Genomic DNA, 26,069 nt, shown 5'->3' on the forward strand with positions numbered 1-26,069 from the left:
GCCGGTGCGCACCGAACGGGTCAGCGGACCGGCAGCACGGCGGTGTGTTCCTCGCGCACGGCCTCCAGGGAACGGGGGTCGAGACCGAGCAGGCTCAGGATCGTGGGTGCGATCTGTGTGGTGTGCACGCTCGCGGAGTCGCGTACGCCGTCCGGAACCGAGGCGCCGGACACGATCAGCGGCACGTCGAGGTCGTCGGAGTGGGCGCCGCCGTGCTCGGCGATCTTCTTCGTGCCGCCGGTGTAGACGACGCCGTACTGCGTGAGCCCGAAGATGTCCGGGACCCGGGCGTCGCCGGCCTCGACGTGGAAGAAGCGGGCCGCGGAGCTCCCGGCGTAGACCTTGCTGAGCCCGCTGCGGGTGAAGGCCTTGGGTGCGGCGTCGATGTCAGTACCGGTGCCGCTCCGGGCGAGCAGGTACGTCTTGGCGAACTCGGTGGCGGCCTTGGAGCGGTCGGTCAGCCAGAGCAGCATCGCGTCGTCGTCCACGCTGTGGGCGACCAGGTTGCCGGCGGCGGGGTGGAGCTGCTTCCAGGCGGCGTCGAGGCCGTCCAGCAGCGGGCCGTCGTCGATCCGGGTGAGCGCGGCGGGGTCGGTGGGCGACTGGCCGTGCTTGGCGGACAGGATGATCGTGGTGCTGTCGGCCAGGTGGCGCTCGGCGATCTCGGAAGTCAGGGCGCCGATCTCGGCGTTGACGAAGTCCAGGTTCTTCGCAAGCAGCGGTCCGGGCACGTTCTTCGCGGTGTAGCCGCCCTCGAGGCCGTCGGAGGTGGGCAGCTTCTGCGCGGTGGAGACCGACTGGAAGTTGAGGCCGAAGATCGCCGGGGTGCCCTCCTTGTGGGTTCGGCTGTGGTCGTAGCCGTCGATCTCGTTGAGGACGGCCTTCACCTTGTAGCCGTCGTACTGCTCGGTGGCCCGGTTGTCCTTGGTCCAGTCGTTCCCGGCCGGGAAGCCGAGGGCGTCGCTGTTGATCTCGGGCGTGAACAGGTCCTGGATGCCCGTGCCCGAGGGCCCGTTGAGGATCTCGTACGCCGCGTGCTTGTCCGACCACGCGGTGCGCAGGCCCGCGTTGCGGGCGACCTCGAAGACGGTGTTCACCTTGAGGTACGAGTGCGGGTAGACCGGCTCGCAGGTCTTGGGATCGACCGGCAGCTTCGAGGCGTCGATCAGGCTCGCCGGGTTGCCGGTCATCGAAAGGATGCTGTCGGGCAGACCGGTGAGGCCCTGCCCGGCGTCGATGGAGGCCTGGTTCTTGTCCAGGCCCTCCGTGAGGTTCACCTCGGCGCCGGGCCCGGCGCCCTTGCAGGTCGTGGTTCCGGCCGGGAGAAGCGCCGCGTCGTAGGTGTCGTCGTAGTAGACGCCGGTGGTGCCGGGGCCGCCGCCGGTCGCCTGGGCGACCATGCCGGGGAAGGAGTCGGACGGCGTGGTGGTCCTGGCACGGGTGTATTCCACGCCACCGCCAACCAGCCGGGCCAGCGCGGACTCCGGGTGCCGGGAGACGTACCGGGCCAGGTCCGACTGGTGCAGCCCGTCGACCGAGATCAGCAGGACGTGCCGGGCGTCGGACCGCCGGTGGGAGGCGGCGAAAGCGGAGGGCTGGGCGACCATCGAGCCGGTCAGGACTCCGGTGGCGGTGAGGAGGGCTGCGTGCCTGACATAGCGTCTGGACATAGAGGTCTCCCGGGTGTTCAGGGTGAGCTGCGAGGGCCGGACCCATCAGAGTCGCGCCCTGTGTACCGGAAACGGCGTATGTGTGAACGCACACGGAATGAGGGGTCGGGTCTTCGCCAAGCAGGGGTCTGGATTTCGCCAGGAAGGAGGACTGTCCGCGGGCCCGGACCGGTTCTCAACCGGGCCGCAGGCGAAGGGAAACGACTCCGCGGCCCGATGCGGGCGGAGCTGCGCCGGTCGGGTGCAGTGCAACTCCCGTTATTTTGAGCCTTGTCATCCTAGACTCCCGCCCATGGACCGGATCATCGGCGATGTGGCCACGGCCGTCGGGCTGGTGACCACGCTGGCGTCAACCTACTTCGGTTACCTCGGCGTTCGGCATCTGATTCGACGACGGCACGCCGGTCGGCCCGAGGCGGAACCGATGGCGGCACCGATCGCGGCATCAACCGGCGGATCAGCGGCCGGCCCCGGGGACAACCGCCCCGACGGGCAAGGTACGTACGACGTCTTCGTCTCGTACGCGGACACGGAGAGCGACGCGGCGGAACGGCTGGCGGGGTGCCTGCGGGAGGCGGACGCGTCGGTGTTCCTGGTGCGGTGGGTCGAGCCGGGGCTGATCCCGCTGATGGAGGCCGAACGGGCGCTGGACGGAGCCGCGTTGGGGGTGCTCCTCTTCGGGCGTACGACCATGGACGACGCCCGGATCGCCGACGAGTACGCGGCGCTCCTCCAGCGCGCGCACCGGGGCGGTCTGCGCTTCGTACCGGCGCCGGTCGACGACGTCACGCTCCCGGCGTTCGCCGCCGTCCGTCAGCCGGTGGACCTGCGTGCGCCCGGCTCCGCCCGGTACGACGCCGAGGTCGGGCGACTGGTGCGGATCGCGCGTGGACGGCGCCGCGTGCCGGACGCGTGATGACCCGCCCCGAAACCCCTCACTCTGATCCCTCACCTTGACGCCTGACGCCTGACGCCTGACGGCAAAGGCCCAACGGCCCAAGACCGGTAACGGCCGCTCCCGCGGTGGATGTTCGCGGGGGCGTAGGCAAGCACGCGCAGGGCACCAGGGACCTCCTCCTACCCCAGTGGATGCGTGTAGGGGACCAGTTATGCGAAGGCCGGCCGGAGAGGGGTATTCCGCCCGTACTTTGGTCGCCCGCGGCGGACGCTTCGGTTCTGCCGCGTACCCAGGAGTCCAGCGGTCGGTCGAGGAGGTCCGCGCGGTTGAACCACATGTCCCTCTCCGGCGAATTACCCCCGTCCTACGATGTGTTCCTCTCCTACGCCGCCGACGACGCCGCCTGGGCCAGGACCCTGGCCGAACAGCTGACCGGGCACGGGCTGTCGCCCTTCCTCGACCAGTGGAGCATCGAACCGGGCGACATCGTCCTCCACCGGGTGGAGGCCGCCCTGCGCGCCTCCGCCCACGGCATCGCCGTGATCAGCCCGGCGGCCATGCGCGACGCGCGCGCCATGGACGAGTACGCCGTGCTGGCCACCGAGGCCGCCTCGCGCGGCCTGCGCTTCATCCCGGTGCTCCTCGGACATGTGCCCGCGCCCCCGTTCGCCGCCCACCGTGTCTGGCGGGACTTCAGCGACGTCACCGGCCGGGAGTTCACGATGAAGGCCGCCGAACTCGCCGCCGTCATCGCGGACCGCCCCGCCCCGACCGACGGCACCCCTTCCCCGGACACCCTCCGTGCCACCCACCCCACTCCGCCCCGGCCTGTCACGCCTCCGCCCCGTCCCGCCTTCGTCGTCTGCTGTGCCCCGGCCGACGCCGCGTACGGCGCTCGGCTGGCCCGACAACTGCTCGAGGCCGGGCTGCCGGTGTGGTCGACGGACGATCTCCGGCCCGGCGACGGCCACTTCTGGACGATCAGACAGCAACTCCGGTACGCCGCGGCGGTCGTTGTGGTGATGACTCCCCGGTCGCAGGACTCCGACGACGTCACCCGCATGATCCTGGAGGGCCAGGTGCACGGGCGGCCCTTCGTACCCGTACTCCTGGACGGCGACGTCAACTACCACCTGGCCGCCACCTGGTACGTGGACGCCCGCGACGGAGCGCTGCTCGACGAGGCGCGACTCGACCTGCTGCGCCAACTGCACGAGGACGTCAGGGAGAACCGCCCCGTGCGTCTTCCGGAGGCGGCGCGCCGCGTGCCCGCCGGCTCGCGGCGCCCGGTGGTGGCCATGACGGGATCCGCCGGGCTCGAACGGCTGCGCGCCCATCTTGCCGAGGACGAGTACGAGCACGCGGACCTGCTCACCACGCGGCTCGTCCTGGAGGCGGCGGGCCGTCTCACGGAGGGCTGGCTGCGCGAACGGCAGGCCATCGGCGTCCCGTTGAACCTGTTGGCCGGCATGGACGCGCTGTGGACCGCCCGCTCCGACGGCCGCCAGGGCTTCGGCCGACAGCTCGCGCAGGCCCCTTCCCGGGGCCGACGCCCCCCGCGCTTCACCGAGTTGGGCACGGCCCTGGGCTGGCGCGGCGCGCCCGAGGACCCCGTCCCCCGGCTCTACCGCGACTTCGTACGACGGTCCGCACCCGTCGGCGAACAGGCCGGACCCGGAGCCGACGTGGAGCCCGGCCCGCTCCGGCTCCCCGGATTCTTTCCGACCCTCCGGGACCCCGGACACGAGAACGACCCCGACTGGTACGACCGTTGGAGCTCAACCGTGCTGGCTGTGCACGCACGGCTGCGCGAGTGGAAGGCTGCCCGATGACGTTGATCCTGATTGTGTTCTTACTCCTGCTGGGAGCCGCCGGGTGGGCCGGCTGGGCGGGACGCGTGCTGGTGCCCGCCGATCATGTCGGCATCGTCACCCGCCGTTTCGGCCGCTCGCACGACGATCCCGCGTTCAACGAGATCAATCCCGACAGCGCGAAGGGTGTGCACGCGCGCACCCTGCTCCCGGGCGGGTTCCACTGGCGAGCGCCGGTGCTGCACACCGTGGAGTACGTCCCGCGTGTGCATGTTCCTGCGGGGATGATCGGCCTGGTCACAGCCACGGAGGGCAGGGACCGCGCCGACGGGCGGATGCTGGGCCGCCATGTCGAGTGCAACAGCTTCCGGGACGGCCAGGCCTTCCTGCGCGGCGGCGGTGAACAGGGTGTCCAGGTGACGATGCTGGCCGGCGGTCAGTCGTACTACCTCAACACCCGGCTCTTCACAGTCGAGATGCGCCCACGCGTTCAGGTGCCGGCGGGCACGATCGGTCTGGTCCAGGCCAAGGCAGGGGCCGTACGGCCGCCGGACCAGCGGTTCGGCCGCCATGTCGAGTGCGACAGCTTCCAGGACGGCCAGGCCTTCCTGTCCGGCGGCGGCGAGCAGGGCAAACAGCTGGCCATTCTCGGCGGTGGGACCTCGTACGCCATCAATCCGGCCCTGTTCGAGGTCATCACGGTCGACAACGTGGCCGACTCGAGCGAGGGACTGACCAAGGCCCACCTCCGGGAGATCGCCATCAACGAGGGTTACACCGGAGTGGTCGTCACCCTGGACGGGACCGAACCCCCGCATGACGACGAGTCCGGCGCTGTGGCCCCGCGGGTGCCGGGCCACAGCAGCTTCCGTCGACCCTGGGACTTCCTGGCGAAGGAAGGACAGCGCGGTATCCAGGCGGAGACGCTGGGCCAGGGCACCACGTACGCCCTCAATTCCTGGTTCGTCCGCGTGATGCTGATTCCGACCCGGGTTCTGATCCTCACCTGGCACAACAAACAGGGCGCCGAGACCGACAACTACGACGCGGACCTCGGGCAGATCGTCGTCAACGTCCAGGGCTTCGACCTGGCGGTGACGCTCTCGCAGAACCTGCAGATCCCGGCGCGCGTGGCACCGAAGCTGGTCAGTCAGTTCGGCAACGACCGCGACTCCGACCTGGGCGGCCTCGTGAACGACCGGGCACCCATGAAGCGGTTCGTCCGGGACGTCCTCGGCCTGGCCGTCGCCGGATACTTCGCCGAGATCGCCACGACCAGCTCGGTGCTCGACTTCCTCGCCAGCTACCACGACGTCCGCAAGGAACTGACCGACCGGGTCATGCACGCGCTGGAGAAGTGGGAACTCGGCATGCTGGGCACCACCCTCGGCAGCTTCACCCCCACGGACCCGGTCCTCCTCGAACGCCTCAAGGAGAAGTTCTACGAGGAGATGCGCGGAGAAAACCTCGGCGTGAGCCTGCAGAACGCCAAGCTGGAGGATCTCATCGACAAGTACCGCGCCCGGCAGGAATCCCGGCGGGTCGCCCTCGACCTCAAGGCGGAGGTGGCCCTGCTGGGCCCCGACAACGTGTCGATGATCCGCATCGTGCGGGAGTTCGCCAAGTTCGACGTCCCGGAGTACATCGGCGGCGGCGACATCTCGGCACTCGTCCAGGCCCTCCCGATGACCACCATGCAGGACCTGCTCGCCCGGCTGCGCGAGCTGCGCACGGGCCAGGAAATCGCGGCCGCCCCGAAGCGGAGGGAATTGACCGAGGACGGGACGGAGACGATCGACGCGGACACCGATGGGGTCGAGTACGAGGATCTGGGCGCGGACGCGGACGACGGGCACGACGGGCACGACGAGGAGTAGCCGACGACGACGGTTTCGGACCCGTCGTCGGGCGCCGGGGCTCCAGCCTCTCCGACCCCGCGACGGGGCAAGCGATCAAGGCCCGAGTGCCCGCAGAGGCTCCCGCAGCGGGCGGCGGCCGTCGGGCCGAGATCGTGCACCGGCTGCCGACGTCGTTGACGCAGGTCGCGACGGCCCGGTGCCGGCTGGTGCCGCCGCGTTCCGCGCAGTTGACGTTCCCGGCCGGCCCGGAGTCACCGGGCCATGATGTGCGACTCCCGCCGGCCGCCGTCGCCGTCGTGATCGTCGCGGGTGCGAACACGCCATGGTGAGGAGGGGGCGAGAAGTTCGCGCAGCGCGTCGGTCACGATGATTCGTCCCGGGGGCGCAGGTCGCGGGTGGCGATGCGCCGGCCGCCGGTGTCGGCGACCACGAGGTTCCAGGCCGTTCCGTCACCGTCGTCGTTGTCCCACCAGCGTGTGAACTCGCGGGCCAGGCGCCGCGCTTCGGGCCTGTCGACGCCAGCGGTGTACGTGGTGGTGATCTCGACGTCGTACTCGGTGGCGTCGAGGTGGACCAATGTCACCCGGGTGACGTGCCGGGCCGAGTCGGCCGCGTCGCTCTTCCGCGCCCAGCTCCCGAAGCGGTGCAACAGGTCCGCGTCCGGCTCGCGCCGGGTGACGGGGCCGCTCGGCGGGCTGGGGGTGCTGTTTCCGGTGCCCTGCTTGCAGCCCAGGATCCATGCTCCCGGGTCGAGGTCCACCACCGCCGTGGGCTTGGCGGTGTGGGAGCGGCGGACGCACCCGCCGTTCACCTCCCGTACCGCGGCGCCCTTGCCGCCGTCCTCGAACAGCCGCTTGCCCACGGCGAATCCCGCGTCGTACGCCTGCCGGTATCCGGGCGCGGACGCAGGCCGACCGGTCCCGTCGGGCGGCGCCGCCGACGGCCGGGAGGAGTCGCCCGTCGAACCGCACGCGGACGCGGCCAGGCACGCTCCCACGACGAGACCGAGCGCGCGGGCCCGCCCGATGGAGCCGATGAAAGGGTGAGAGATCGTCGCCATACCGGGGCAGATGCCATTTCCGTGCCTCGGGTTGCTCGGTACGCGCCCGGGGCGTCCTCCGTCAGCTGAAGCTGTACGGAGGGAGCGGACCGTCGAGCCGGAAGTCGAAACCCTCGCCCATCTGGTGGGCGAGGCTCAACTCCGTTGCGAGGAACAGCTCGTCCTGCTCCTCGCTCACCAGGAAAGAGACGCTGAGGAAATCCGTTCCGTGCGGCTGAGCGGAGGAGATCTCCCGGGCGAACGGGCGGAGCGCCTCGATCACTCCCGACGCCAAGGCCTCCTGCCGTGCCCGCGTTTCCACAACGACCAGTTCACCCAGACGCGGAGCCGCGTCCGGGTCCGCCGTGCCTTCGCGGATCCGGTCGTCGAGCCGTCGGGCCACCTCCGACTGCGAGAGGATCTCCCGCAGCAGCATCTCCCGGTCCTGCGACGCCTTCAGGTTGTACTCGACGCAGCCCTCCAACAGGCCCAGCCGGTCAGTGAATTCGTCCGCCCGCGTCTCCAGCGCCAACCGGACCGCTTCGTCGTCCGGGGCGGTGTAGCCGAACCTCAGTGGCAGAACGGTGCCGTCCGTCATGAGATGCTTCTGGACCTCTTGATGCGCGCCGATGTCCCCTTGTTCGAGGGGCAGTTCCTCCGGCGCGTCACTCACCACCGCGCAGAGCGGGCCGGCGCTCACCGTACGCAGCCGGGCGGGCGATGGACCGATGCCGTCGAGATCGTCGAGGCGCAATGGATGGTCCTTGAAGGTGATCGAGTAGACGTATACGGCCATGGCTCACTCCTCCGCGTGAGACGCGCTGCTCTCCCGCTGGGAGGAGCGCCGGGCCGGTCTCCGCCCTCGCTCGACCGTCTCCTCCTCGTCCCCCACTTCTCCCTTGTCCGCCCCGCCGCCGCAGCCCCGTTGCCTGTCACTCCCCGGAGCGCTTCGGTGACATGGCGCCTCCTTCCACCGGTCGCGACGCCTCCGCGCCGGTCGGTCCGCCCCACGTGTGGGCGGCATCCGTCGCCGGTACCGAAAAGGCCCAATACCATCATATAGGGGGCATTTGTGACATCGGGTGGGCAGGGGCAACTGATGAGGTGCCTCCGTCGGATCACGCGGCCCGGGGGAGTCGCGGGCCGCGTGATCCGACGGGAACACCCTGCGCGGCCCTGCCCGGCTGGGTGGTGGTGAGCCGCCGGGTCCCACGGTCGCTGGGTCTGGTCCTAGGTCTCGTCCTCCATGCGGATCACCCGCCTGAGGTCCTCGTGCGCCTTGCCGGGTGCGCCTTCCTGCGCTTCCAGCAGCGCCGCCGCGATGGCGTCCAGCTTGCGCTGGATCGCCCGCTCGGACCGGAGTTCGGAGTTCTTCAGCAAGGCGAGGAGCAGCAGCGTCACCGCGGTCATCGCCTCGCCGACGAGAAGGAGCCATTCCTCGGCGAGCCCTGCGATGTGCGCGGCGACAGCGAGGGAGACCAGCCCGACGCAGAACGCGAAGAAGGCCGGCGAGCTGGTGAACCTCGACCCGGACTCGGCGAGCCGCTCGAACCTGCCGCGTTGGTCGCCCCCGCGGTCGGCGGGATGCTGAAAGGTCATGGTCAGTGCTTGGTCCACTTGCGGACGCGTGCCGTGGCCTTCTCCGTCATCTCCTGGGCCTTGCCGCTCAGTTGATCACGGCGCCCCGCTCTTTGGACCGACGTGTCGCCCAACGCCTTTCCGACGGACTCCTTCACCTTGCCCTTGACCTGCTTCACCTTCGCGTTGCCCTTGAACATCATCGTCGCCGTCCTCTCGGGGCGCTCCGTGGCGCGTCGGGCCACTCCTTCTTCACCGTGTGGCCTCGCGGACGGCACCGCAAACCGGCATGTCCGTCCACGTACGACGCCCCGTGGCGTGCGCCCGGGTTTCCCCGCGCAACCGAGGGGGACTCGATGGTGACAGCCCGGAGCCGTAGGAGAGGCCGGACCCGACGGGGCCCGAACACAGAGGAAACCGGGGCCGAGCAGAGAAGGAAGATGAAGCGCCGTGACCGCGGACATCAGCATCAGGATCACCACACGACCCGAAACGGGATGGGCCATGGCGCGGCGTCGGCGCAAGAGCGCTCCGCGGACCTGTGTTCCGGCGACGGCCGACCGAACGGCCCGCACGGACCGGTTTGCCCCCGAGTGGAACATCGTCAGGGGTGAGGACTGACCAGCCGTCGCCTCGGCTTCGTACGCGCACTTCGGTTTCGTGCGTTCACTTCGGCTTCGCAGCAACACCCGGGCTTCGTACGGTCACTTGGGCTCGGTAGAACTCGGGGACCGCACGTACTCGGTGCCCGCGTCCCGGTCCTCGCTAGGGAGCGGTGTCCGTCTTGGAACGCAGTCGACGGACCTCGTCCTCAGGGGGGCGGCGCACGTCCTCGTCCGGCAGGCGCTCCGGCATGTCGTCGTCAGGAATCAGGTGGCCCACCGCCGCATCCTCCTCACCGGAGGACGCGCCGTCGTCGGAGTCGACGTCCTCGGCGATCATGTCGTGTTCGGCGTCCTGATGGGCGCCTTCGTCGAGGGCCAGGATCCGGTCCGCAGGGTCCGGGCCCACCTCGTCGTCAAGGAGTTCGCCCTCGGCGCCCTCCAGATCGCCCGTACCGTCGTCCTCGTCGGGCTCCTCCAGGGCCGGATCCGTCCGTTCCTCGGCCAGCTTCTCGTCCAGGGTCTCCCCTTCGCGCTGCTCACGCGCCGTAGTGCCTCGATGTTCCACTGCGAGCGGGCGTTCGGGCGGCGACCACCCTTCGTCGAAGGGATCCGAGCCCCGGACCTCAAGGGTGTCCTCCGGGTCGAGGATGCCTTCGTCCTCGCGGACATCGGGGCCTCCTGGCTGGTAGACCTCATCACCCATGACGTCGTCCTCGCTCTGGCTGCCCAATACGGGCGTGACCCTCCGGACGGATCGAAGCGTCATCGGCCCATGTATCCAGGCTGGCCCAGCAGACCCGTTCCGGCACGCCGGAGCCGCACGCGACCACGGAGGGTCACCGATCGGCCGGGTATCGAACCTCGATCTTCACGTTTGGCGCGGGCTGGACGGGTCACTCGATGACTCGACACCCGAAGTCGATCGTGATGGGGAAGTGAGACATCGTGGGTGGCGAGCAGAAGGCCAAGGCCAAGATGGAGCAGGCCAAGGGCAAGACGAAGGAAGCGGCTGGACGTGCCGTCGGCAACGAGCGGATGACCGCCGAGGGCCGGGCCGAGAAGGCGAAGGGCGACGCGCGAGAGGCCAAGGAGAAGACGAAGGACATTTTCAAGCACTGACCGCTCACGTTCAGGGAGTCGGTGCGGTCGTCCGACCGAACGACGTGGGGCCCGTTCCGGAGAACGGGCCCCACAGTCATGCGTCCACCACAGTCATGCGCCCCCCCACAGTCATGCCCTCGGGGTGAGCCGCGCGGGATCTCCTGTTGCCGGATGCCCGCACGGGCCGAAGATGGTGGGGAGCGGCGGAGAGGAGCCCCCGGCGTGGGACCGGACACGCAGGCAGGCGGACGCGGGGACAGGCCGCGAGGGGCGGCCGAAGGCGCCGATCCGCGGCGGTGGCGCGCCCTGTGGGTCACCCTGGCGGCCGGGTTCATGAGCCTGCTCGACGTCACCATCGTCGCGGTGGCCCTGCCCTCGATGCAGCGAGACCTGCACGCCACCGCCCCGTCCATCCAGTGGGTCGTCTCCGGCTACGCCCTCACCTTCGCGCTGGTTCTCGTGACGGCCGGACGGCTGGGCGACGCGATCGGCCGACGGCGGATCTTCCTGCTCGCGCTCGCCGCGTTCGTCCTGTGCAGTGCCGCGGCGGGTGCGGCACCGACCATCACGCTCCTCATCGTGGCCAGACTGGCGCAGGGTGTGGCCGCCGGCTGCCTCGCACCACAGAACTCCGCCCTCATCCAGCAGATGTTCCGGGGAGCCGAGCGCGGTCGGGCCTTCGGGCTCTTCGGCGCCACGGTCGGCATCTCCAGCGCGGTGGGCCCCGTCATCGGCGGACTGATCCTGATGCTCGCCGACGGCCCCCAGGGCTGGCGCTGGATCTTCTACGTGAACGTACCGGTCGGGGCCGTCGCCTTCCTTCTGGGCGTGCGCCTGCTGCCCAAGGTCGCTCCGGGACGCCGGGAACGGCTGGACCTGCGGGGTGTGCTGCTGCTCGGCTGTGGAGTCCTCGCGATGATGCTTCCGCTGGTCCTCGCGGAGTCCGGCGGGATACGGAAGCTGTGGTGGCTCTTCCCGGTGGGGCTGGGCCTCCTGGTGGCCTTCGCGCGGTGGGAGCGTCGCCTGGCGGCGGGCGGCGGTCAGCCGCTCCTGGATCCCCGCCTGGTGACGAGCACGCGAGGGTACGCCGCCGGAGCGGCCATCGCCGCCCTGTACTTCGTGGGGTTCAGCGGGGTGTGGCTGGTGTTCGCCCTCTACTACCAGAACGGTCAGGGCTACTCCCCGCTGCGCTCGGGACTCGCGGTGACCCCCTTCGCCATCGGTTCGGCCGCGGCGGCCGTGGTGGCCGGACGGCTGGTGGAGCGGCTGGGCCGGCTGCTGACCGTCTGCGGTCTCGCCGCCGTCGCTGTCGGACTGGGCGGAGCGGTGCTCGTCCTGCGCCTCGTTCCCGGCGACACCGCCGTGTGGTTCGCGGCTCCCGTCCTGCTCGTCGGCGGTCTGGGCAGCGGCTGCGTCATCTCGCCCAACGTCACGATGACACTGCGGGACGTGCCGGTGCGGATGGCGGGAGCGGCCGGTGGCGCGTTGCAGACGGCCCAACGGCTGGGCGGCGCCGTCGGTACGGCCGCGCTGCCGGGGCTGTTCTACGTGGTGCTCGGCACCGGCCGTCACGACTACCGCTCCGCCGTGGTGATCGCCGTCGGCTCCGGGGTCGTGTTCATCCTCGGCGCCCTCGGCCTCGCCGTTCACGACTGGCTGCGCGACCGCAAGCCCCAGCCGCCGCCCTGCCCACCTGAACTGTCCCACGGCCACACCCACGCGAGTCAGCTCTGAGAGCCGGTCCTGCGAGGACCGATCCCTCGCAGGCCTGAGAGGGCAGGTCCTCCGAAACCGGCCGAGCAGCCGAGGAACTCGCCGAACAGCCGAGCAACTCTGAGTCACTGAACAGCCGAGCATCCCGCCGAGCGCACCCTTCTCCGCCAGGAGGCGTCCGGACGCCGGTCCGTGCGGGTCGGCGATGGCGGGCGCGTCCACAGCCACCTCACAGGGGCCGAAATGGTCTCACCGAGGTGATGAACTCGCAGTAGGCAATGGTCAGTTCAAGCCGATGTCTTGTCGCCTCCATGACAAGACCAACGGCGAGATGTCACTCTGCTGTCGAACCTTCACGCTTCGTTCACGCCCCCGCTCCCCTCGTCCCCCGCCAGTGCCGTCGCGCCCCTCGCGATCCGCATGCTGACGATCTGCCCCTTCGCGATCCGCACGCTCACGATCCGCCCCCTCGCGATCCACGCGCCGCCGAGTCCGCGAGCGCTTTCGTGCGGCACTTCCCACTTCCTGCGGCGCTTCTTCCAGCCCAGCCCTCTACGGGCCGGCCGTACCCCGTCCGCCGGTCGCCCAGGGTCTCCACCCGGGCCAACCCCCCGCAAAAGGAGATGACCTTGAACCGGCAACACCCCTCCGCACGTCGGCGCAGACGCGCCGCTGCCCTCGCCCTCACCGCCGCGAGCTCGTTACTGGCCCTCGCTGTCCAGCCGGGCTCCGCGTCCGCCTCCGCGGACCCCGGCCCAGCCAAGAGCGTTGCCAAGATCGTCGCCAAGCCCCGGGCCGGTGCCGCCCAGGTCCCGCTGTCGCCCGCCAGGCGCACCGCCCTCGTCCGCGGCGCCGGAGCGGCGGCCGGTGCCACCGCGAAGCGGCTCGGCCTCGGCGCGCGGGAGAAACTCGTCGTCAAGGACGTCGTCCAGGACGTGGACGGTACGACCCACACGCGGTACGAGCGCACCTTCGCGGGACTTCCGGTGGTCGGCGGTGACCTGGTCGAGCACCTGAAGAACGGCCGGAGCACCGTGTCCGAGGCCAGTCGGGCGACCATCACCGTCCCGAGCGTCAAACCGGGGATCGTGGCCGCCGACGCCGCGGCGAAGGCTCTCTCGGTGAGCAGGAAGGCGGCCGTCGGGCGATCCCGGGTCGAGGGGGCACCCCGGCTCGTCGTCTGGGCCGAGGGCACCCGCCCGGTCCTGGCCTGGGAGTCGGTCATCGGGGGCTTCCAGCGCGACGGCACACCGAGCGAGCTGCATGTCATCACGGACGCGTCCAGCGGCAAGGTCGCCGCCCAGTACGAGGGCGTGGACACCGGCACGGGCACGGGCCAGTACGTGGGCACGGTGCCGCTCTCCACCACGCCGTCCGGCTCGTCGTACCAACTGGTCGACGCGGACCGCGCGGGCCACCGCACCTACGACCTCAACCAGGGAACCTCGGGCACCGGAACCCTTTACACGGATGACAACGATGTCTGGGGCGACGGCACCCAGAGCGACCGGCAGACCGCCGGCGTCGACGTCGCCTACGGAGCGGCGGCGACCTGGGACTACTACAAGGACGTCTACGGCCGCAACGGCATCCGCAACGACGGTGTGGCCGCCTACAGCCGGGCCCACTACGGCAACAACTACGTCAACGCCTTCTGGTCCGACAGCTGCTTCTGCATGACCTACGGCGACGGCTCGAACAACGCCAAGCCGCTGACGGCGCTGGACGTGGCGGCCCACGAGATGAGCCACGGCGTCACCAGCGCCACCGCGAACCTGGCGTACTCGGGAGAGTCCGGCGGCCTAAACGAAGCGACGTCGGACATCTTCGCCGCGGCGGTGGAGTTCCACGCGAACCTCGCGGCCGACGTCCCCGACTACCTCGTCGGCGAGAAGATCGACATCCGCGGCAACGGCACACCGCTGCGCTACATGGACAAGCCTTCCAAGGACGGTTCCTCGCGCGACTACTGGGACTCCTCGCTGGGCGGCATCGACGTCCACTACTCCTCGGGGCCGGCGAACCACTTCTTCTACCTGCTCTCCGAGGGGAGCGGCCCGAAGACCGTCAACGGCGTGTCGTACGACAGCCCGACCCATGACGGCCTGCCGGTGACCGGCATCGGCATCGAGAACGCCGCCCGGATCTGGTACCGCGCGCTGACGACGTACATGACATCGACGACCGACTACGCCGGTGCCAGGGTCGCCACCCTGCAGGCCGCGGCCGATCTCTTCGGGGCCTACAGCAGCACCTATCTCGCCGTGGCCGACGCCTGGGCGGGCATCAACGTCGGCGACCGCATCGCCCTGGGTGTCAACATCGCCCCGGTCGCCGACCAGACCTCCGGGGTCGGCCAGGAGGTGTCCCTCCAGGTGAACGCGTACACCACCAACACCGGCGCGACCCTGGTCTACGCGGCCACCGGCCTGCCGGACGGTCTGGCCATCAGCGACACCGGGCTGATCTCCGGGGTCCCGACCACGATCGGGACCAGCGACACGACGGTCACGGTGACCGACAGCACCGGCGCGGCCGTGTCGGTGGCCTTCCAGTGGCGGATCGCGTACATCTACGCCAACAGCACCCGCGTGGACATCCCCGACCTGGGCGCGGCGGTCGAGTCGCCCATCACGATCACGGGCCGGCCCGGCAACGCCTCGGCGACCACCGAGGTCTACGTCAACATCATCCACACCTACCGCGGTGATCTGAAGGTCGATCTGGTCGGCCCCGACGGCACCGTGTACTCGCTGCTGAACCGCAGCGGGGGTTCGGCCGACAACGTGGACCAGACGTTCACCGTGGACGCCTCGGCACAGCCGGTCGAGGGCACCTGGAAGCTGCGCGTGCAAGACCTCGCGTCGATCGACGTGGGCTACATCCAGCAGTGGCGGATCACGCCCTGACGCAGAACTGACCCGTGCCCGTCCGGACCGCCCTCGCGGACCGGACGGGCTTGCTGTCCGCGCCGAGTGTCCGCGGGCGTCCCGCCGTTTCGACGGCCGGCGCCCCGGGACGCTCGGCTTCTGTGTTTCCGCGAACGTCGTTCGCGAGCCGGGCTGCCGGGGTGTCCCGCCCCCTCCAGCCCCCTCTGGCCTCCTCCCGCACCCTTGCGCGCCTTCAAGCCTTGACGGAATCGAGCGGCCTCCGGCCCGTCCGTGACGCCCCCCGTCCAGGTCACACCCCTTGGAGTGGCCCGCCAATGTGGGCTCCGCGCACACGAGTTGAAGAAACTCGCGTCGCGGGACTTGCCACCCTGATGGTTCATTACTTAAATCAAATCGTGAACTAAGCGTGCCGGAAGGCCAGTTCACGTCCATCCCCTCGCAAGCAGCTGTTTCCTCAGCTCCTGACCCAGTGTGTCCGCTTCGCTCGTCACCCCACCCGCATGGAGTCACGGCATGAAACTCAGAACCCTGGGTGTCGCGCTGGCCGCAATGGCCGCGCTCATCACCCTGCCCTTGCAGAGACCGGCCGCCGCGGCCGATCTCCCGCTGTCCCAGGGCAAGACGGCCACGTCGTCCTCGGACGAGAACGGGGGCACTCCCGCCGCCTACGCCGTCGACGGCAACACCGCCACCAGGTGGTCCTCGGCCGCCACGGACACCCAGTGGCTCCAGGTCGACCTCGGCGCCTCGGCCACGATCACCAAGGTCGTCCTCAACTGGGAGACCGCGTACGGCAGTGAGTACCGCATCCAGACGTCCCCGGACGGCAGCACCTGGACCGACATCAAGACGGTGACCGGCGGCGACGGGGGCACCGACAGCCTCGACGTCTCGGGCCAGGGCCGCTACGTACGGATGAACGGCGTCCACCGCGCCACCCCGTACGGCTACTCCCTCTGGGAGTTCCAGGTGTTCGGCACCAGCGGCACCACCACGCCCGCGACCTGTGACGCGGCCAACGCGGCGCAGGGCAGGACGGCCACCGCCTCCTCCTCCGAGAACGCGGCAAGCCCGGCCTCGGCCGCCTTCGACGGCAACACCGGAACGCGCTGGTCCAGCGTCTTCTCCGACCCGCAGTGGGTCCAGGTCGACCTCGGAGCGACCAGCGACCTGTGCCGGATCGACCTCAACTGGGAGGCGGCGTACGGCAAGGCCTTCCAGATCCAGGCCTCCACGGACGGCCAGAACTGGACCACCCTCAAGACCGTAACCGACGGCACCGGGGGCACGGCCTCCTACGACGTCTCCGGCCAGGGCCGCTACGTACGGATCTACGGGACGACCCGGGGCACCGCCTACGGGTACTCCCTGTGGGAGGTCGCCGTCCACACCGGTACAGGAAGCGGCATCCCGCCCGTGCAGGGCGGCGGCGATCTCGGGCCCAACGTCATCGTCGTGGACCCCTCGACGCCCGATCTGCAGGGCAAGTTCGACCAGGTCTTCGCCCAGCAGGAGTCGAACCAGTTCGGCGCCGGCCGCTACCAGTTCCTGATGAAGCCCGGCACCTACAACAGCATCAACGCCCAACTCGGCTTCTACACCTCGGTCTCGGGCCTCGGTCTCAACCCCGACGACACCCACATCAACGGTGACATCACCGTGGACGCGGGCTGGTTCAACGGCAACGCCACCCAGAACTTCTGGCGTTCGGCGGAGAACCTGTCGATCACTCCCTCCAACGGCACCGACCGCTGGGCGGTGGCACAGGCGGCCCCCTTCCGCCGTATCCACGTACAGGGCGGCCTCAACCTCGCCCCGAACGGCTACGGTTGGGCCTCCGGCGGCTACATCGCCGACTCCAAGATCGACGGCACGGTCGGCCCGTACTCGCAGCAGCAGTGGTACACCCGTGACAGTTCCGTCGGTGGCTGGACCAACGGCGTCTGGAACATGACCTTCACCGGTGTCCAGGGCGCACCGGCGACGAACTTCGACTCCGGCCCCTACACCACCCTGGACACCACCCCGGTCTCCCGCGAGAAGCCCTTCCTCTACCTGGACGGCAGCGCCTACAAGGTGTTCGTGCCCTCCAAGCGCACCAACGCCCGCGGTGTCTCGTGGCCCAACACGGCAGGTACGTCGATCCCGCTCGACCAGTTCTACGTCGTCAAGCCCGGAGCGACCGCGGCGACCATCAACGCGGCCCTCGCCCAGGGCCTCAACCTGCTGTTCACCCCGGGTGTCTACCACCTCGACCAGACCATCAACGTGACCCGGGCCAACACCGTCGTCCTCGGTCTCGGCCTGGCGACCATCGTGCCGGACAACGGCATCGACGCCATGCATGTGGCGGACGTCGACGGAGTCAGGCTCGCCGGATTCCTCATCGACGCCGGCCGCTCCAACTCCGACACGCTGCTCCAGATCGGCCCGTCGGGCTCCTCGGCCGACCACTCCGCCAACCCCACCACCATGCAGGACGTGTTCGTGCGGATCGGCGGCGCGGGCCCCGGCCTCGCCACCAACTCGGTCGTGGTCAACAGCGACGACGTCGTGATCGACCACACCTGGCTCTGGCGCGCCGACCACGGCGACGGGGTCGGCTGGGACACCAACCGTGCCGACTACGGCCTCGTGGTCAACGGCGACGACGTCCTGGCGACCGGCCTGTTCGTCGAACACTTCAACAAGTACGACGTGCTGTGGAACGGCGAGAACGGACGCACGATCTTCTTCCAGAACGAGAAGGCGTACGACGTGCCCAACTCCGCCGCCATCACCCATGACGGCATCGTCGGATACGCGGCCTACAAGGTCGCCGACTCCGTCGCCGTGCACGAGGCATGGGGTCTGGGAAGCTACTGCAACTTCACCACGGACCCGTCGATCGTCCAGGCGCACGGCTTCCAGGTCCCGGTGAAGACAGGGGTCAAGATGCACGACATCCTGGTGATCTCCCTGGGTGGCAAGGGTCAGTACGCCCACGTCATCAACAACACCGGCGCACCCACATCGGGGACGGACACCGTCCCGTCGAAGGTCACGCAGTTCCCGTGACCCCGAACTGCGCAGGCTGACAGGCACACGGGTGCCGGGCTCCCCCCGGAACAGGGGGAGCCCGGCACCCGTGTGCCGTTCGCGGCGGGCGAGGGCTTCGCCGCCGTCTGCCCTGTCAGGCGGGGCGGTGCCCCGGCCGGGGGCCCATCGCGGCCCACTCGCGTTCCCATTCCCTGTCGCGGCGCCGGTCCAGCCGGACGCGCACGACCCAGCGGCCCCCGAGAATCACCGTGGCGGCGCCGCCCGCAGCCAGCGCCCCGAAGAGGACGCCCTGTGCCGCGGCCTCGGTGGCCGTGGCGGGCGCTTCGTGCTGCACGCCACGCTCGTCCTGCCAGACGGTGGTCCTGGCCCCCGCCTTGGTACCGGCCCGCACAAGAGCGGTACCGGTACGGATGGACCCGTCGGGTGCCGTCCAACGCACATCGGCGTGCACATCCGCGTAGATGCTCGTCGAGGCGTCCATGACCAGCACGGCGGTGGTTTTGTGCCAGTCCTGGCCGTGCCGCAGCGCGGCGGTGTCCGCGTTCAGTCCGACGGCCGCACCGACCGCCGGAGCAGCCGTTGCCAGCAGCACGGACGTGCCGAGCACCACCCACGCCTCGGCCACGTCGGAGCGCCGCCGCAGCGGGTTGCGCCGCCAACGCCAGAACCTGATCCTCGTACCCATCCCACGCCCCCTTCGCTCGCCGATGCACAGACCGTGACACGGGTGGCGCCCCTGGCGTCAGGGCCGGGCAGGCCGTGCAGCCGGGGACGACCGGCCCCTGTCGGGGGACTCGTGGACCGTGCCGGGTCGTGCGGTCAGGGCGCCAGTTGGGCGCGGCGCGGCGCGTCGCCGGACGCGGCCTCGGCGGTGTCGTCCGTCCGGTGGTCCAGGCGCTCGGAGACATCGACCACCCCGTCCACGCCTTGGCACAGCCGCACGGCGAGGGGGATGAGGGACGCGCGTTCGACGGTTCCGCTCAGCGTGACGCGGCCGTCCACGACGTGCACCGTCACCGCGGAGGGCGCGATGCCCAGCGTGCGGACGAGGACGTCCCCGGAGATCTCCTCCCGGATGGCCTGGTCCGAGCGCAGGAACACCCGCAGCAGGTCGGCGCGGCTGATCAGGCCGATCAGCCGGTCCGCCTCGTCCACCACCGGCAGCCTTTTCATCCGGTGGGTCTCCATGACCTGGGCCGCCTCCACCACCGTCCACTGGGGACGGGCCGTGATGGCGGGACTGTTCATCAGGCCTTCCGCGGTCGTCGCCTCCTGTTTGGCCCGATCCGTGGGGCGCGGATGCAGGACCGGCAGCAGTCCCGCCTGGTCCAGCTGACCCGCCTCCTTGCGCAGCAGATCGGCCTCGGACACCACGCCGACCGGCCGGTCGTCGTCGTCCACGACCGGGACGGCCGTGATGTCGTGCTCGGCGAGCAGTTTGGCGATCTCCTTGAAACCGGTGTTCCCGCGCACCCGTACGACGGATGTCGTCATCAGATCGCTCACCATCCGGTGCCGCATAGCAACCGCCTCCTCCGTCACGTGCGTTTCTTCCACTGTCCGGCCCGCCGGGTCTCGACCGCTTGGGCCGGTAGGCCCCGGCCGCCGCCGACCGGCCCATGCGGCGGCGAAGGGGGAGTGGCTGAGCGGACAGCCACCAGGGGCCCGACGGCCCGCGCGCGGAGCCGGTCGGCCCACGCGCCCGCGGCCCCGTCGCGTGACGCTGAAGGGGACGGAACGTGAGCGCGAGACAGAGGCAAGACGGGAAGGAAGGGTGACAATGAGCACCATGATGGAACGGCTGCCTGGCTGGCCGCCGCTGCCTGACCTGATGGGCTGGGTCGAGGCCGGATTCCCCGGTGCGCACGTGGTTCAGGGCCTGCACGGTATCCGCATCGAGGAGCGCGTCACGGACGGCACGTACGTCCTGCGAGCCGAACTCCCGGGGGTCGACCCCGCCTCGGACGTCGAGATCACGGTTTCCGAGGACGTGCTGACACTGCGTGCCGAGCGCACTGAGGAGACAGCGCAGAAGCACCGTTCGGAGTTCCGCTACGGCACGTTCACGCGCTCGGTCCGGCTGCCGGCCGGAGCCAGTGGCGAGGACGCCACCGCGGACTACAAGGACGGCGTTCTGACCATCACGGTCCCGGTTCCCGAACCGAAGACGGGCACCAGGACCATCCCGGTGCGACACGGCTGAAGGACCGTCCCCGCCGTACCGCACACGCCTGCGCGACCGGACAGGCGCCGGTCGCGCAGGCACTTTCGCGTGCCGCGAGCGCGCGGCCCGACGGGAGCCGTGCGGCCCCCGGGTCCCTGTCGGTCGAGGCAGACCCCGCAGGGTGTTTCGGCGACGGGATTCCTGGTCGGCCGAGAGCGACGGACTCGCGGGAGGACCGGGATATCGCCGTGGGTGCTCGGTGAGGGACCTGTGCCCCTGCCGGGCCATCAACTCCCGTACGACAGAGGGAACATGGCCAAGAACATCGTCATTCTCGGAAGCGGCACCGCCGGCCCACTGACGGCCGACCGGTTGCGCCGCAGGCCGAACTCGACGAGAACGACCTCGTGGAGCAGGTTCACGCTGTCGTCACCGTCGGCGAGTTCCACGACCACGCAGCCGGGCGCAGATCGCACCCACGTGGCACACGAGGACGCGACTGGGTGATGGCGCCTTGACGACGGCGGTCCGTCAGCCACATCGGTCGCCGGGGTCTTTCCCTCAGCGGGGGAGGGGGTCCTCGCGTGTTCCGGCCCGCGTGCCGGGAAGCGCCGTGTCGACCGGAGCGCTGTGAGGCCTGGGCGCTTCCTGGTCGGGCGGTCCCGCCGGCTCCACCAAGGCGGCGTGCGCGAGGAGACGACGGGCCAGTTCACGTGCCTCGGCGGGGGTGAGAGAGGCCCACACCCCGTGTTCGTCGCCCTGGTCGGGGCCCACATCCAGAGTCACGCGGCCGATCGGCCGGTCCGGCGTGGCCAGCCGCATCTCCCTCACGGAGATCCTGCGTCCGCAGGAAGTCACCAGGGGCGACTCGTCCGCCCCGGCCCCGTGCAATCGCCGCTGTCCGGACGCCATCATCGTTCTCACGCCTTTCCACGAACAGAGCCGCCGCTGGGTCCACCGCACCGGGTGACACTCCGCGCCCCGGCACCCGCCGGGCTATTCAAATCAGCATCAGGCGGTACCGGTTTGTTCCCCGCCCGCGATCGTCACGCGCCCCCCGCAACTCCTCGCGCCGAGCCGCCTGTCGGGCATGTGCGCCTCGAACGCGTCGTGGCATTCGCCCTTTTGACGGGATCCGGCGGCAGCGAGCCCGGAGCCGGGGGATTCACAGGGATGATCGGGCGGATCAGCGGTTGGTGGAACCCTTGGTGCGCAGGGCGCCGAGGCGCTCCAGGAGCAGGCCCTCCCTGGTGGACCAGGGGGAGATCTCCACGCTCGTGGCCCGGCAGGCCTCCATCAGCGCTTCCGCGACCAGCGCCCCGGCCAGGGACTGCCCGGCCCGGTGACGTGAGATACCGGGCAGACGGCCACGGCCCGCGGGCCCGTTCTTGGCCAGCACGTTCACCGCGGCCCGTACGTCGTCAAGGGTCAGCCGCTGCGGGGCCCGGGAGCGGTCGCGGCCGGCGGTGGTGTAGCGGGCGAGCTGGGTGAAGGTCTTGGAACAGGCCAGCACGCGCCCGTCCGGCTCGGCCCGCGGCAGGTCGGTCACCTCGGCCAGGCGGTCGCTCAGGTGGTCGCGTACCTCGGCCAGCCGCCGCTTCGAGGACACGGCCTCGTCGAGCTTCCAGTCACGGGTGACCGTCCGGGCGCCCAGCGGCAGGGAGAGGGCCGTACGGGGCTGCTTGGCCGTGCCGGACGCGATCTCCACGGTCCCGCCGCCGATGTCGAGCACCAGCAGCGAGCCGGCCCGCGCGCCCGCCCATTGGCGTGCGGCCACATACGCCAGGCGGGCCTCCTCCTCGCCGGACAGCACCCGCAGCCGGGTGCCGGTGGCGCGGGCCACCTGGGCGAGGACCTCCTCGCGATTGGGCGCGTCGCGAATCACCGACGTGGCGAACGCGTACACCTCCGGCAGGGACTCCCGGTCCTCGGCGAGCGTTTCGGCCACGGCCCGCTGCACACTGCGTACGCCTGATTTGTCCAGGCGCCCCGTGGCGTCGAGCGTCTCGTGCAACTGGAGTCGTACCTTTCGGGACAGCACCGGCTCCATGTCGACCCCGGCGCGTCGCCGCGCCACGGTGAGCAACGCGCTGTGACATCCGACGTCTAGTACACCTGCCTGCCGCACTGTGTTAACCACCCGTTTTCCTGCCGAAGGAGATCTGCGAACTCACCATTGTCCCGCAAGCCGGCCGCAGTGACGCGACACGATTTCGTTTCGGCTCTTCAGAGCGCTCTTCGGGGCGCCCTTCAGGGTGCCACGGCGACTCCGCGCGGCTGTCGGCGGCGATTTCGTACGCGCTGCCGTGTTCCCCGCTGTTGCGGGGGTGACGGGGCTCGGCGTCAGGTGACGGAGTGGCTCATATCACTGCCCGGCGGGTCGGCCAGCGTCACCACGGCGGTGATCCGTTTGCCGACGGGCTCCCGGTGCACCTCGAAGGCGTGGCACACGGCCATGACGATTTCCAACCCGTGCTGACCGACCCGGCCCGCGTCGGCGGCCCGCGCCACCGGAAGGGTCGGGTCGGAATCCCACACGGTCGCCTTCACGGCACCCTGGTCCACCTCCAGCGACAACAGGCACGGTCCGCCCGAATACTTGACCGCGTTGGTCACCAGTTCGCTGACGACCAGGGGCACCATGCCCATCACCCGAGCGGAGACGGGCAGCCCGGCGACCGCCTGCACCCGCGTCAGGAAGTCACGGGTGAACGCCCGCGCCTGGGCGATGCACGCGGACCCACCGTCGTACGCGACGGACGCCTCGATCAGTGCACCCCGCTGTTCCTGCTGTCCCGCTTCGCTCACCGGTTGGCCCATACGATCCGTCCCGCATCCACCCTCTTCGACTTTCGGCGTCTGCCCCGGAAATCCCACTTCACTCCACCCCGTCACGCAATCGTTTGCCGGGCACGCCGCCCGGCTCCGGTGCGTCAGACGTCGGCGATCGTCACGGCGACGGGGGTGCCTGCCTCCACCGTGCGGCTGACCGTGCAGAGCTTGTCGTGGGAGGTCTTGACGGCCCGGGGGAGGATCGCGCGGGCGCGGTCGCCGGGTTCGCCGTCCGGGAACGCCACGGAGAAGGTGACCGCGAGGTCGGTCATCCGGTTTCCGAGCTCGTCGGCGATCTTGTTGCCGGTCACGGTCAGGGTGAACGTCGAGGGCTCCGCGTGGCGGCCGGTCGCGACATCGACGTCGGCGGCGGTGCAGCCCCCGATGGCGGCGAGCAGCAACTCGACCGGGGTGAACGCGTCCTCCCCGTCGGGACCGGAACCGGTACCGAAGGCGATCGTCCCGCCGCGCGCGTTGGTCGCTGTGAAGTGGCCGGTGCCGGTCCGCTCGACGGTGACGAGGCGCAGGTTGTTGTCGGTCATACCGCCGACCCTAATGTCGGGTCGCAGCACCCGCATCGGATGCGCCCAGGCCCGGTCGCCGACCGCGGCCACGCCGGCCGAGTTGTCCGCCGCCGGACGCATGCACCGGTTGCCGAGGGTGGAGTACGCGCAGCCCTCGACGGGCTCGGGAGTGTCAGTCGGGCGGGTTCGGGCGGACGACGCCGAGGTCGTAGGCGAGGATGACCGCCTGGACCCGGTCGCGGACTCCGACCTTCGCCAGGACGCGGCCGACATGGGTCTTGACGGTGGATTCCGCCACGACCAGGCGCTCGGCGATCTCGCTGTTGCTCCAGCCCTCGCCGATGGCGACGAAGATCTCGTACTCCCGCTCGGTGAGGGCGCGTACGCGGGTGTCGTCCTGCGGTCTTCCGGTCGACGAACCGTGCGGGAGATGCTTGGCGTAGGCGTCCAGGAGGCGGCGGGTCAGGGCGGGGGCGATCACCGCGTCGCCCGCGGCGACCGCGCGGATACCGGCGAGCAGTTCCTCCGGATGGGCGTCCTTGAGGAGGAATCCGCTGGCTCCCGCGCGCAGTGCGGCGTAGGCGTATTCGTCCAGGTCGAACGTGGTCAGGATCAGGACGCGGGAGCGGCCGCCGGACGCGACGACCCGACGGGTGGCCTCGATGCCGTCCATACCGGGCATCCGTACGTCCATGAGGATCACGTCCGGGCGGAGTTCGGCCGCCCTGCGGACGGCGTCGCCGCCGTGGGACGCCTCACCGACGACATCGGTGTCCGGCGTGCTCTCCAGGAGCATCCGAAAACCGAGGCGCTGAAGCGGCTGGTCGTCGACGATGAGCACACTGGTCATGGCGCACCGCCCGCGGCGGCCGAGGGAGCGAGATCGGTGCCGGCCAGAGGGGTGAGGTCGAGGGTGGCCTGCAGCGTCCATCCGCCGTCGGGGGCGGGTCCCGCGACGACGGTCCCGTTGTAGAGGGCCGCGCGTTCTCTCATGCCGGGGATTCCGTGTCCTTCGTCGTCGCGCTGCCGGGAACGGGGGGTGCCGGTACCCGGGCCGGTGTCGTGGACGTCGATGCGCAGCAAGGTGTCCTCGACGCTCACCATGAGATCCACGCGTGTCTCGGGTCCCCCGTGCTTGAGGGCGTTGGTGAGACCCTCCTGGACGATGCGGTAGACGGCCAGTTGGACGCCGCGGTCCAGGGATCCCAGTTCGCCACGGCTGCGGTGGACGACGCGCGGGCCGGCGGCCCGGATGCGCTCGCACAGGCCGTCGATGTCCCCTGTGCCCGGTTGGGGGCTCAGCTCGGGCGTGGCGGGAGCCTGGGTCTGTTCGCGCAGGACGCCGAGCATGCGGCGCAGTTCGCCGAGCGCCTGCCGCCCGGTGTCACCGATGAGCAGCAGGGCCTGCTTGCCGCGTTCCGGCGCGAGGTCGGTCGCGTACGCGCCGCCGTCGGCAAGGGTGATGATGACGGAGAGGTTGTGGCCCACGATGTCGTGCATCTCGCGGGCCACGCGGGTGCGTTCGGCGGCGGCGGCCAGTTTGCTGCGCTGGTCGCGTTCGACCTCCAGGCGGGTCGCGCGGTCCCGCAGGACGGCGAGCTGGCCACGCCGGATCCGTACCGCCAGTCCGAGCGCGACGGCCGCGGTTATGGTGCTGAACAGGAAGAACAGCGCGTCCAGCACGTGCACGTCGGACGGCAGCCGTACGGCGACCAGCCCCAGCGCGCCGGCCGTGACCGCGCAGGCCGCGGGGAGCCGTCGCAGCTCTCCGTGCAGCACCAGGCTGTAGAGGGCGATCAGCACGGCGACATCGGCGCGCAGCCAGACGCCCAGCGTCAGCTGGAGGATGAACACCGCGGTGATCACGGCGAAGGCGAGCGTGGGCCTTCTCCGCCGCCACAGCAGGGGGAGGACCAGTCCGGCCTGCAGCGCGAGCGTCCCCGGCCAGGGCAGATGGGTGAACTGGGTGTCGAATCCATGGTGTCTGCCGTCGTTGTCGTGCGCCAGGTCGGGCACGCAGAACATCAGCGCCACGACAGCCGTCACCGTCGCGTCGAGGATCCATGGACGCCTCCGGTCGCCCTGCTTGAGCCGGCGGCCGAGACGGGACAGCGCACGGGCCAGCGGGTGGTTCCACGGCAGGTCCGCCTCGGCGAAGGGCCGGTCGTCCGCCGGTCCGAGCAGGGCGGGGTCGTCGATGTTCATGGGAGTCACTGGTCCGCGCTCATGGGTCTCACCTGTCCATTGTGGGTCCGGCCGCGTCCTCGTACGCGCCTCCTCGTGTCCTCGTACGGGCGTCACCGCGCAGGTCGGTCGTGACGCCCGGTCCCCGGTGCCCGGACGGC

Annotated in this window: 23 protein-coding genes and 1 pseudogene; 9 read left to right on the forward strand and 15 right to left on the reverse strand. The window is 70.4% G+C overall.

From position 1 onward, the window contains the following. Positions 1-20: 20 nt before the first annotated feature. Positions 21-1,670, reverse strand: a complete 1,650-nt coding sequence (locus ACZ4N5_RS28425; RefSeq protein WP_467759882.1) for an alkaline phosphatase family protein — start codon at positions 1,668-1,670, stop codon at positions 21-23. A 292-nt stretch (positions 1,671-1,962) separates the two neighbouring features. On the opposite strand from ACZ4N5_RS28425, the gene ACZ4N5_RS28430 reads away from it, so the two are divergent. From ACZ4N5_RS28430 to ACZ4N5_RS28445, 4 genes are all read left to right on the forward strand, one after another. Next, positions 1,963-2,586, forward strand: coding sequence for a toll/interleukin-1 receptor domain-containing protein (locus tag ACZ4N5_RS28430; protein ID WP_467759883.1), 624 nt, complete (start codon positions 1,963-1,965; stop codon positions 2,584-2,586). 317 nt (positions 2,587-2,903) lie between these two features. Next, positions 2,904-4,400 carry a TIR domain-containing protein gene (locus ACZ4N5_RS28435; protein WP_467759977.1) on the forward strand — a complete coding sequence of 499 codons (1,497 nt, stop codon included), beginning with the start codon at positions 2,904-2,906 and terminating at the stop codon, positions 4,398-4,400. Further along, positions 4,397-6,256, forward strand: a complete 1,860-nt coding sequence (locus ACZ4N5_RS28440) for an SPFH domain-containing protein (RefSeq protein ID WP_467759884.1) — start codon at positions 4,397-4,399, stop codon at positions 6,254-6,256. Before ACZ4N5_RS28435 ends, ACZ4N5_RS28440 begins: the two co-directional genes overlap by 4 nt. 86 nt (positions 6,257-6,342) lie before the next feature. Next, the gene (locus tag ACZ4N5_RS28445) at positions 6,343-6,567 is read left to right on the forward strand and encodes a hypothetical protein (protein WP_467759885.1); all 225 of its coding nucleotides are present in this window, start codon (positions 6,343-6,345) and stop codon (positions 6,565-6,567) included. Positions 6,568-6,599: 32 nt separating this feature from the next. Here ACZ4N5_RS28445 and ACZ4N5_RS28450 read toward each other — a convergent pair whose 3' ends face one another. The 5 genes and pseudogenes from ACZ4N5_RS28450 to ACZ4N5_RS28470 all read right to left on the reverse strand — a co-directional run. Then, positions 6,600-7,298, reverse strand: a complete 699-nt coding sequence (locus tag ACZ4N5_RS28450; protein WP_467759886.1) for a hypothetical protein — start codon at positions 7,296-7,298, stop codon at positions 6,600-6,602. A gap of 61 nt (positions 7,299-7,359) precedes the next feature. Further along, positions 7,360-8,073 (reverse strand): GvpL/GvpF family gas vesicle protein, encoded by a 714-nt coding sequence (locus ACZ4N5_RS28455; protein ID WP_467759887.1) that lies wholly within the window; start codon positions 8,071-8,073, stop codon positions 7,360-7,362. Between the two features lie 434 nt (positions 8,074-8,507). Further along, on the reverse strand, positions 8,508-8,876 hold the full coding sequence (locus ACZ4N5_RS28460; RefSeq protein ID WP_467759888.1) for a low affinity iron permease family protein: 369 nt from the start codon (positions 8,874-8,876) through the stop codon (positions 8,508-8,510). Between the two features lie 2 nt (positions 8,877-8,878). Continuing rightward, on the reverse strand, positions 8,879-9,100 hold the full coding sequence (locus ACZ4N5_RS28465) for a CsbD family protein (protein ID WP_467759889.1): 222 nt from the start codon (positions 9,098-9,100) through the stop codon (positions 8,879-8,881). A 604-nt stretch (positions 9,101-9,704) separates the two neighbouring features. Further along, positions 9,705-10,226: pseudogene (locus ACZ4N5_RS28470) on the reverse strand (DUF5709 domain-containing protein); the annotation flags it as partial. Between the two features lie 179 nt (positions 10,227-10,405). Here ACZ4N5_RS28470 and ACZ4N5_RS28475 point away from each other — a divergent pair. From ACZ4N5_RS28475 to ACZ4N5_RS28490, 4 genes are all read left to right on the forward strand, one after another. Next, complete coding sequence (locus ACZ4N5_RS28475) at positions 10,406-10,579, forward strand: CsbD family protein (RefSeq protein WP_467759890.1); 174 nt, start codon at positions 10,406-10,408, stop codon at positions 10,577-10,579. A gap of 153 nt (positions 10,580-10,732) precedes the next feature. Beyond that, positions 10,733-12,295, forward strand: a complete 1,563-nt coding sequence (locus tag ACZ4N5_RS28480; RefSeq protein ID WP_467759891.1) for an MFS transporter — start codon at positions 10,733-10,735, stop codon at positions 12,293-12,295. 602 nt (positions 12,296-12,897) lie between these two features. Further along, a complete protein-coding gene (locus ACZ4N5_RS28485) occupies positions 12,898-15,183 on the forward strand; it encodes a M4 family metallopeptidase (RefSeq protein ID WP_467759892.1) in 2,286 nt (761 codons plus the stop codon). A 495-nt stretch (positions 15,184-15,678) separates the two neighbouring features. After that, on the forward strand, positions 15,679-18,222 hold the full coding sequence (locus ACZ4N5_RS28490) for a discoidin domain-containing protein (protein ID WP_467759893.1): 2,544 nt from the start codon (positions 15,679-15,681) through the stop codon (positions 18,220-18,222). Positions 18,223-18,337: 115 nt separating this feature from the next. Here the strand turns inward: ACZ4N5_RS28490 and ACZ4N5_RS28495 are convergent, their stop codons facing one another. Together ACZ4N5_RS28495 and ACZ4N5_RS28500 are read right to left on the reverse strand one after the other, a co-directional pair. Beyond that, the gene (locus tag ACZ4N5_RS28495) at positions 18,338-18,889 is read right to left on the reverse strand and encodes an Rv1733c family protein (protein WP_467759894.1); all 552 of its coding nucleotides are present in this window, start codon (positions 18,887-18,889) and stop codon (positions 18,338-18,340) included. Between the two features lie 134 nt (positions 18,890-19,023). After that, a complete protein-coding gene (locus ACZ4N5_RS28500; RefSeq protein ID WP_467759895.1) occupies positions 19,024-19,725 on the reverse strand; it encodes a CBS domain-containing protein in 702 nt (233 codons plus the stop codon). A 259-nt stretch (positions 19,726-19,984) separates the two neighbouring features. Between ACZ4N5_RS28500 and ACZ4N5_RS28505 the strand changes: the two genes are divergently transcribed. Further along, positions 19,985-20,407, forward strand: coding sequence for an Hsp20/alpha crystallin family protein (locus ACZ4N5_RS28505; RefSeq protein WP_467759896.1), 423 nt, complete (start codon positions 19,985-19,987; stop codon positions 20,405-20,407). Positions 20,408-20,655: 248 nt separating this feature from the next. Here ACZ4N5_RS28505 and ACZ4N5_RS28510 read toward each other — a convergent pair whose 3' ends face one another. From ACZ4N5_RS28510 to ACZ4N5_RS28540, 7 genes are all read right to left on the reverse strand, one after another. Continuing rightward, positions 20,656-20,844 carry a hypothetical protein gene (locus tag ACZ4N5_RS28510; protein ID WP_467759897.1) on the reverse strand — a complete coding sequence of 63 codons (189 nt, stop codon included), beginning with the start codon at positions 20,842-20,844 and terminating at the stop codon, positions 20,656-20,658. Positions 20,845-20,929: 85 nt separating this feature from the next. Beyond that, entirely contained in the window at positions 20,930-21,154 is a 225-nt protein-coding gene (locus ACZ4N5_RS28515; RefSeq protein WP_467759898.1) for a hypothetical protein, read from the reverse strand. Between the two features lie 400 nt (positions 21,155-21,554). Continuing rightward, the gene (locus ACZ4N5_RS28520) at positions 21,555-22,508 is read right to left on the reverse strand and encodes a Ppx/GppA phosphatase family protein (protein WP_467759899.1); all 954 of its coding nucleotides are present in this window, start codon (positions 22,506-22,508) and stop codon (positions 21,555-21,557) included. Positions 22,509-22,711: 203 nt separating this feature from the next. After that, on the reverse strand, positions 22,712-23,188 hold the full coding sequence (locus tag ACZ4N5_RS28525; protein WP_389283196.1) for an ATP-binding protein: 477 nt from the start codon (positions 23,186-23,188) through the stop codon (positions 22,712-22,714). Between the two features lie 113 nt (positions 23,189-23,301). Further along, positions 23,302-23,742, reverse strand: coding sequence for an OsmC family protein (locus ACZ4N5_RS28530; protein WP_467759900.1), 441 nt, complete (start codon positions 23,740-23,742; stop codon positions 23,302-23,304). Between the two features lie 154 nt (positions 23,743-23,896). Then, the gene (locus ACZ4N5_RS28535) at positions 23,897-24,574 is read right to left on the reverse strand and encodes a response regulator (RefSeq protein ID WP_467759901.1); all 678 of its coding nucleotides are present in this window, start codon (positions 24,572-24,574) and stop codon (positions 23,897-23,899) included. Next, positions 24,571-25,929 carry a sensor histidine kinase gene (locus tag ACZ4N5_RS28540; protein WP_467759902.1) on the reverse strand — a complete coding sequence of 453 codons (1,359 nt, stop codon included), beginning with the start codon at positions 25,927-25,929 and terminating at the stop codon, positions 24,571-24,573. Before ACZ4N5_RS28540 ends, ACZ4N5_RS28535 begins: the two co-directional genes overlap by 4 nt. Positions 25,930-26,069: the final 140 nt, after the last annotated feature.

Source organism: Streptomyces sp. NPDC026500 (assembly GCF_055567635.1).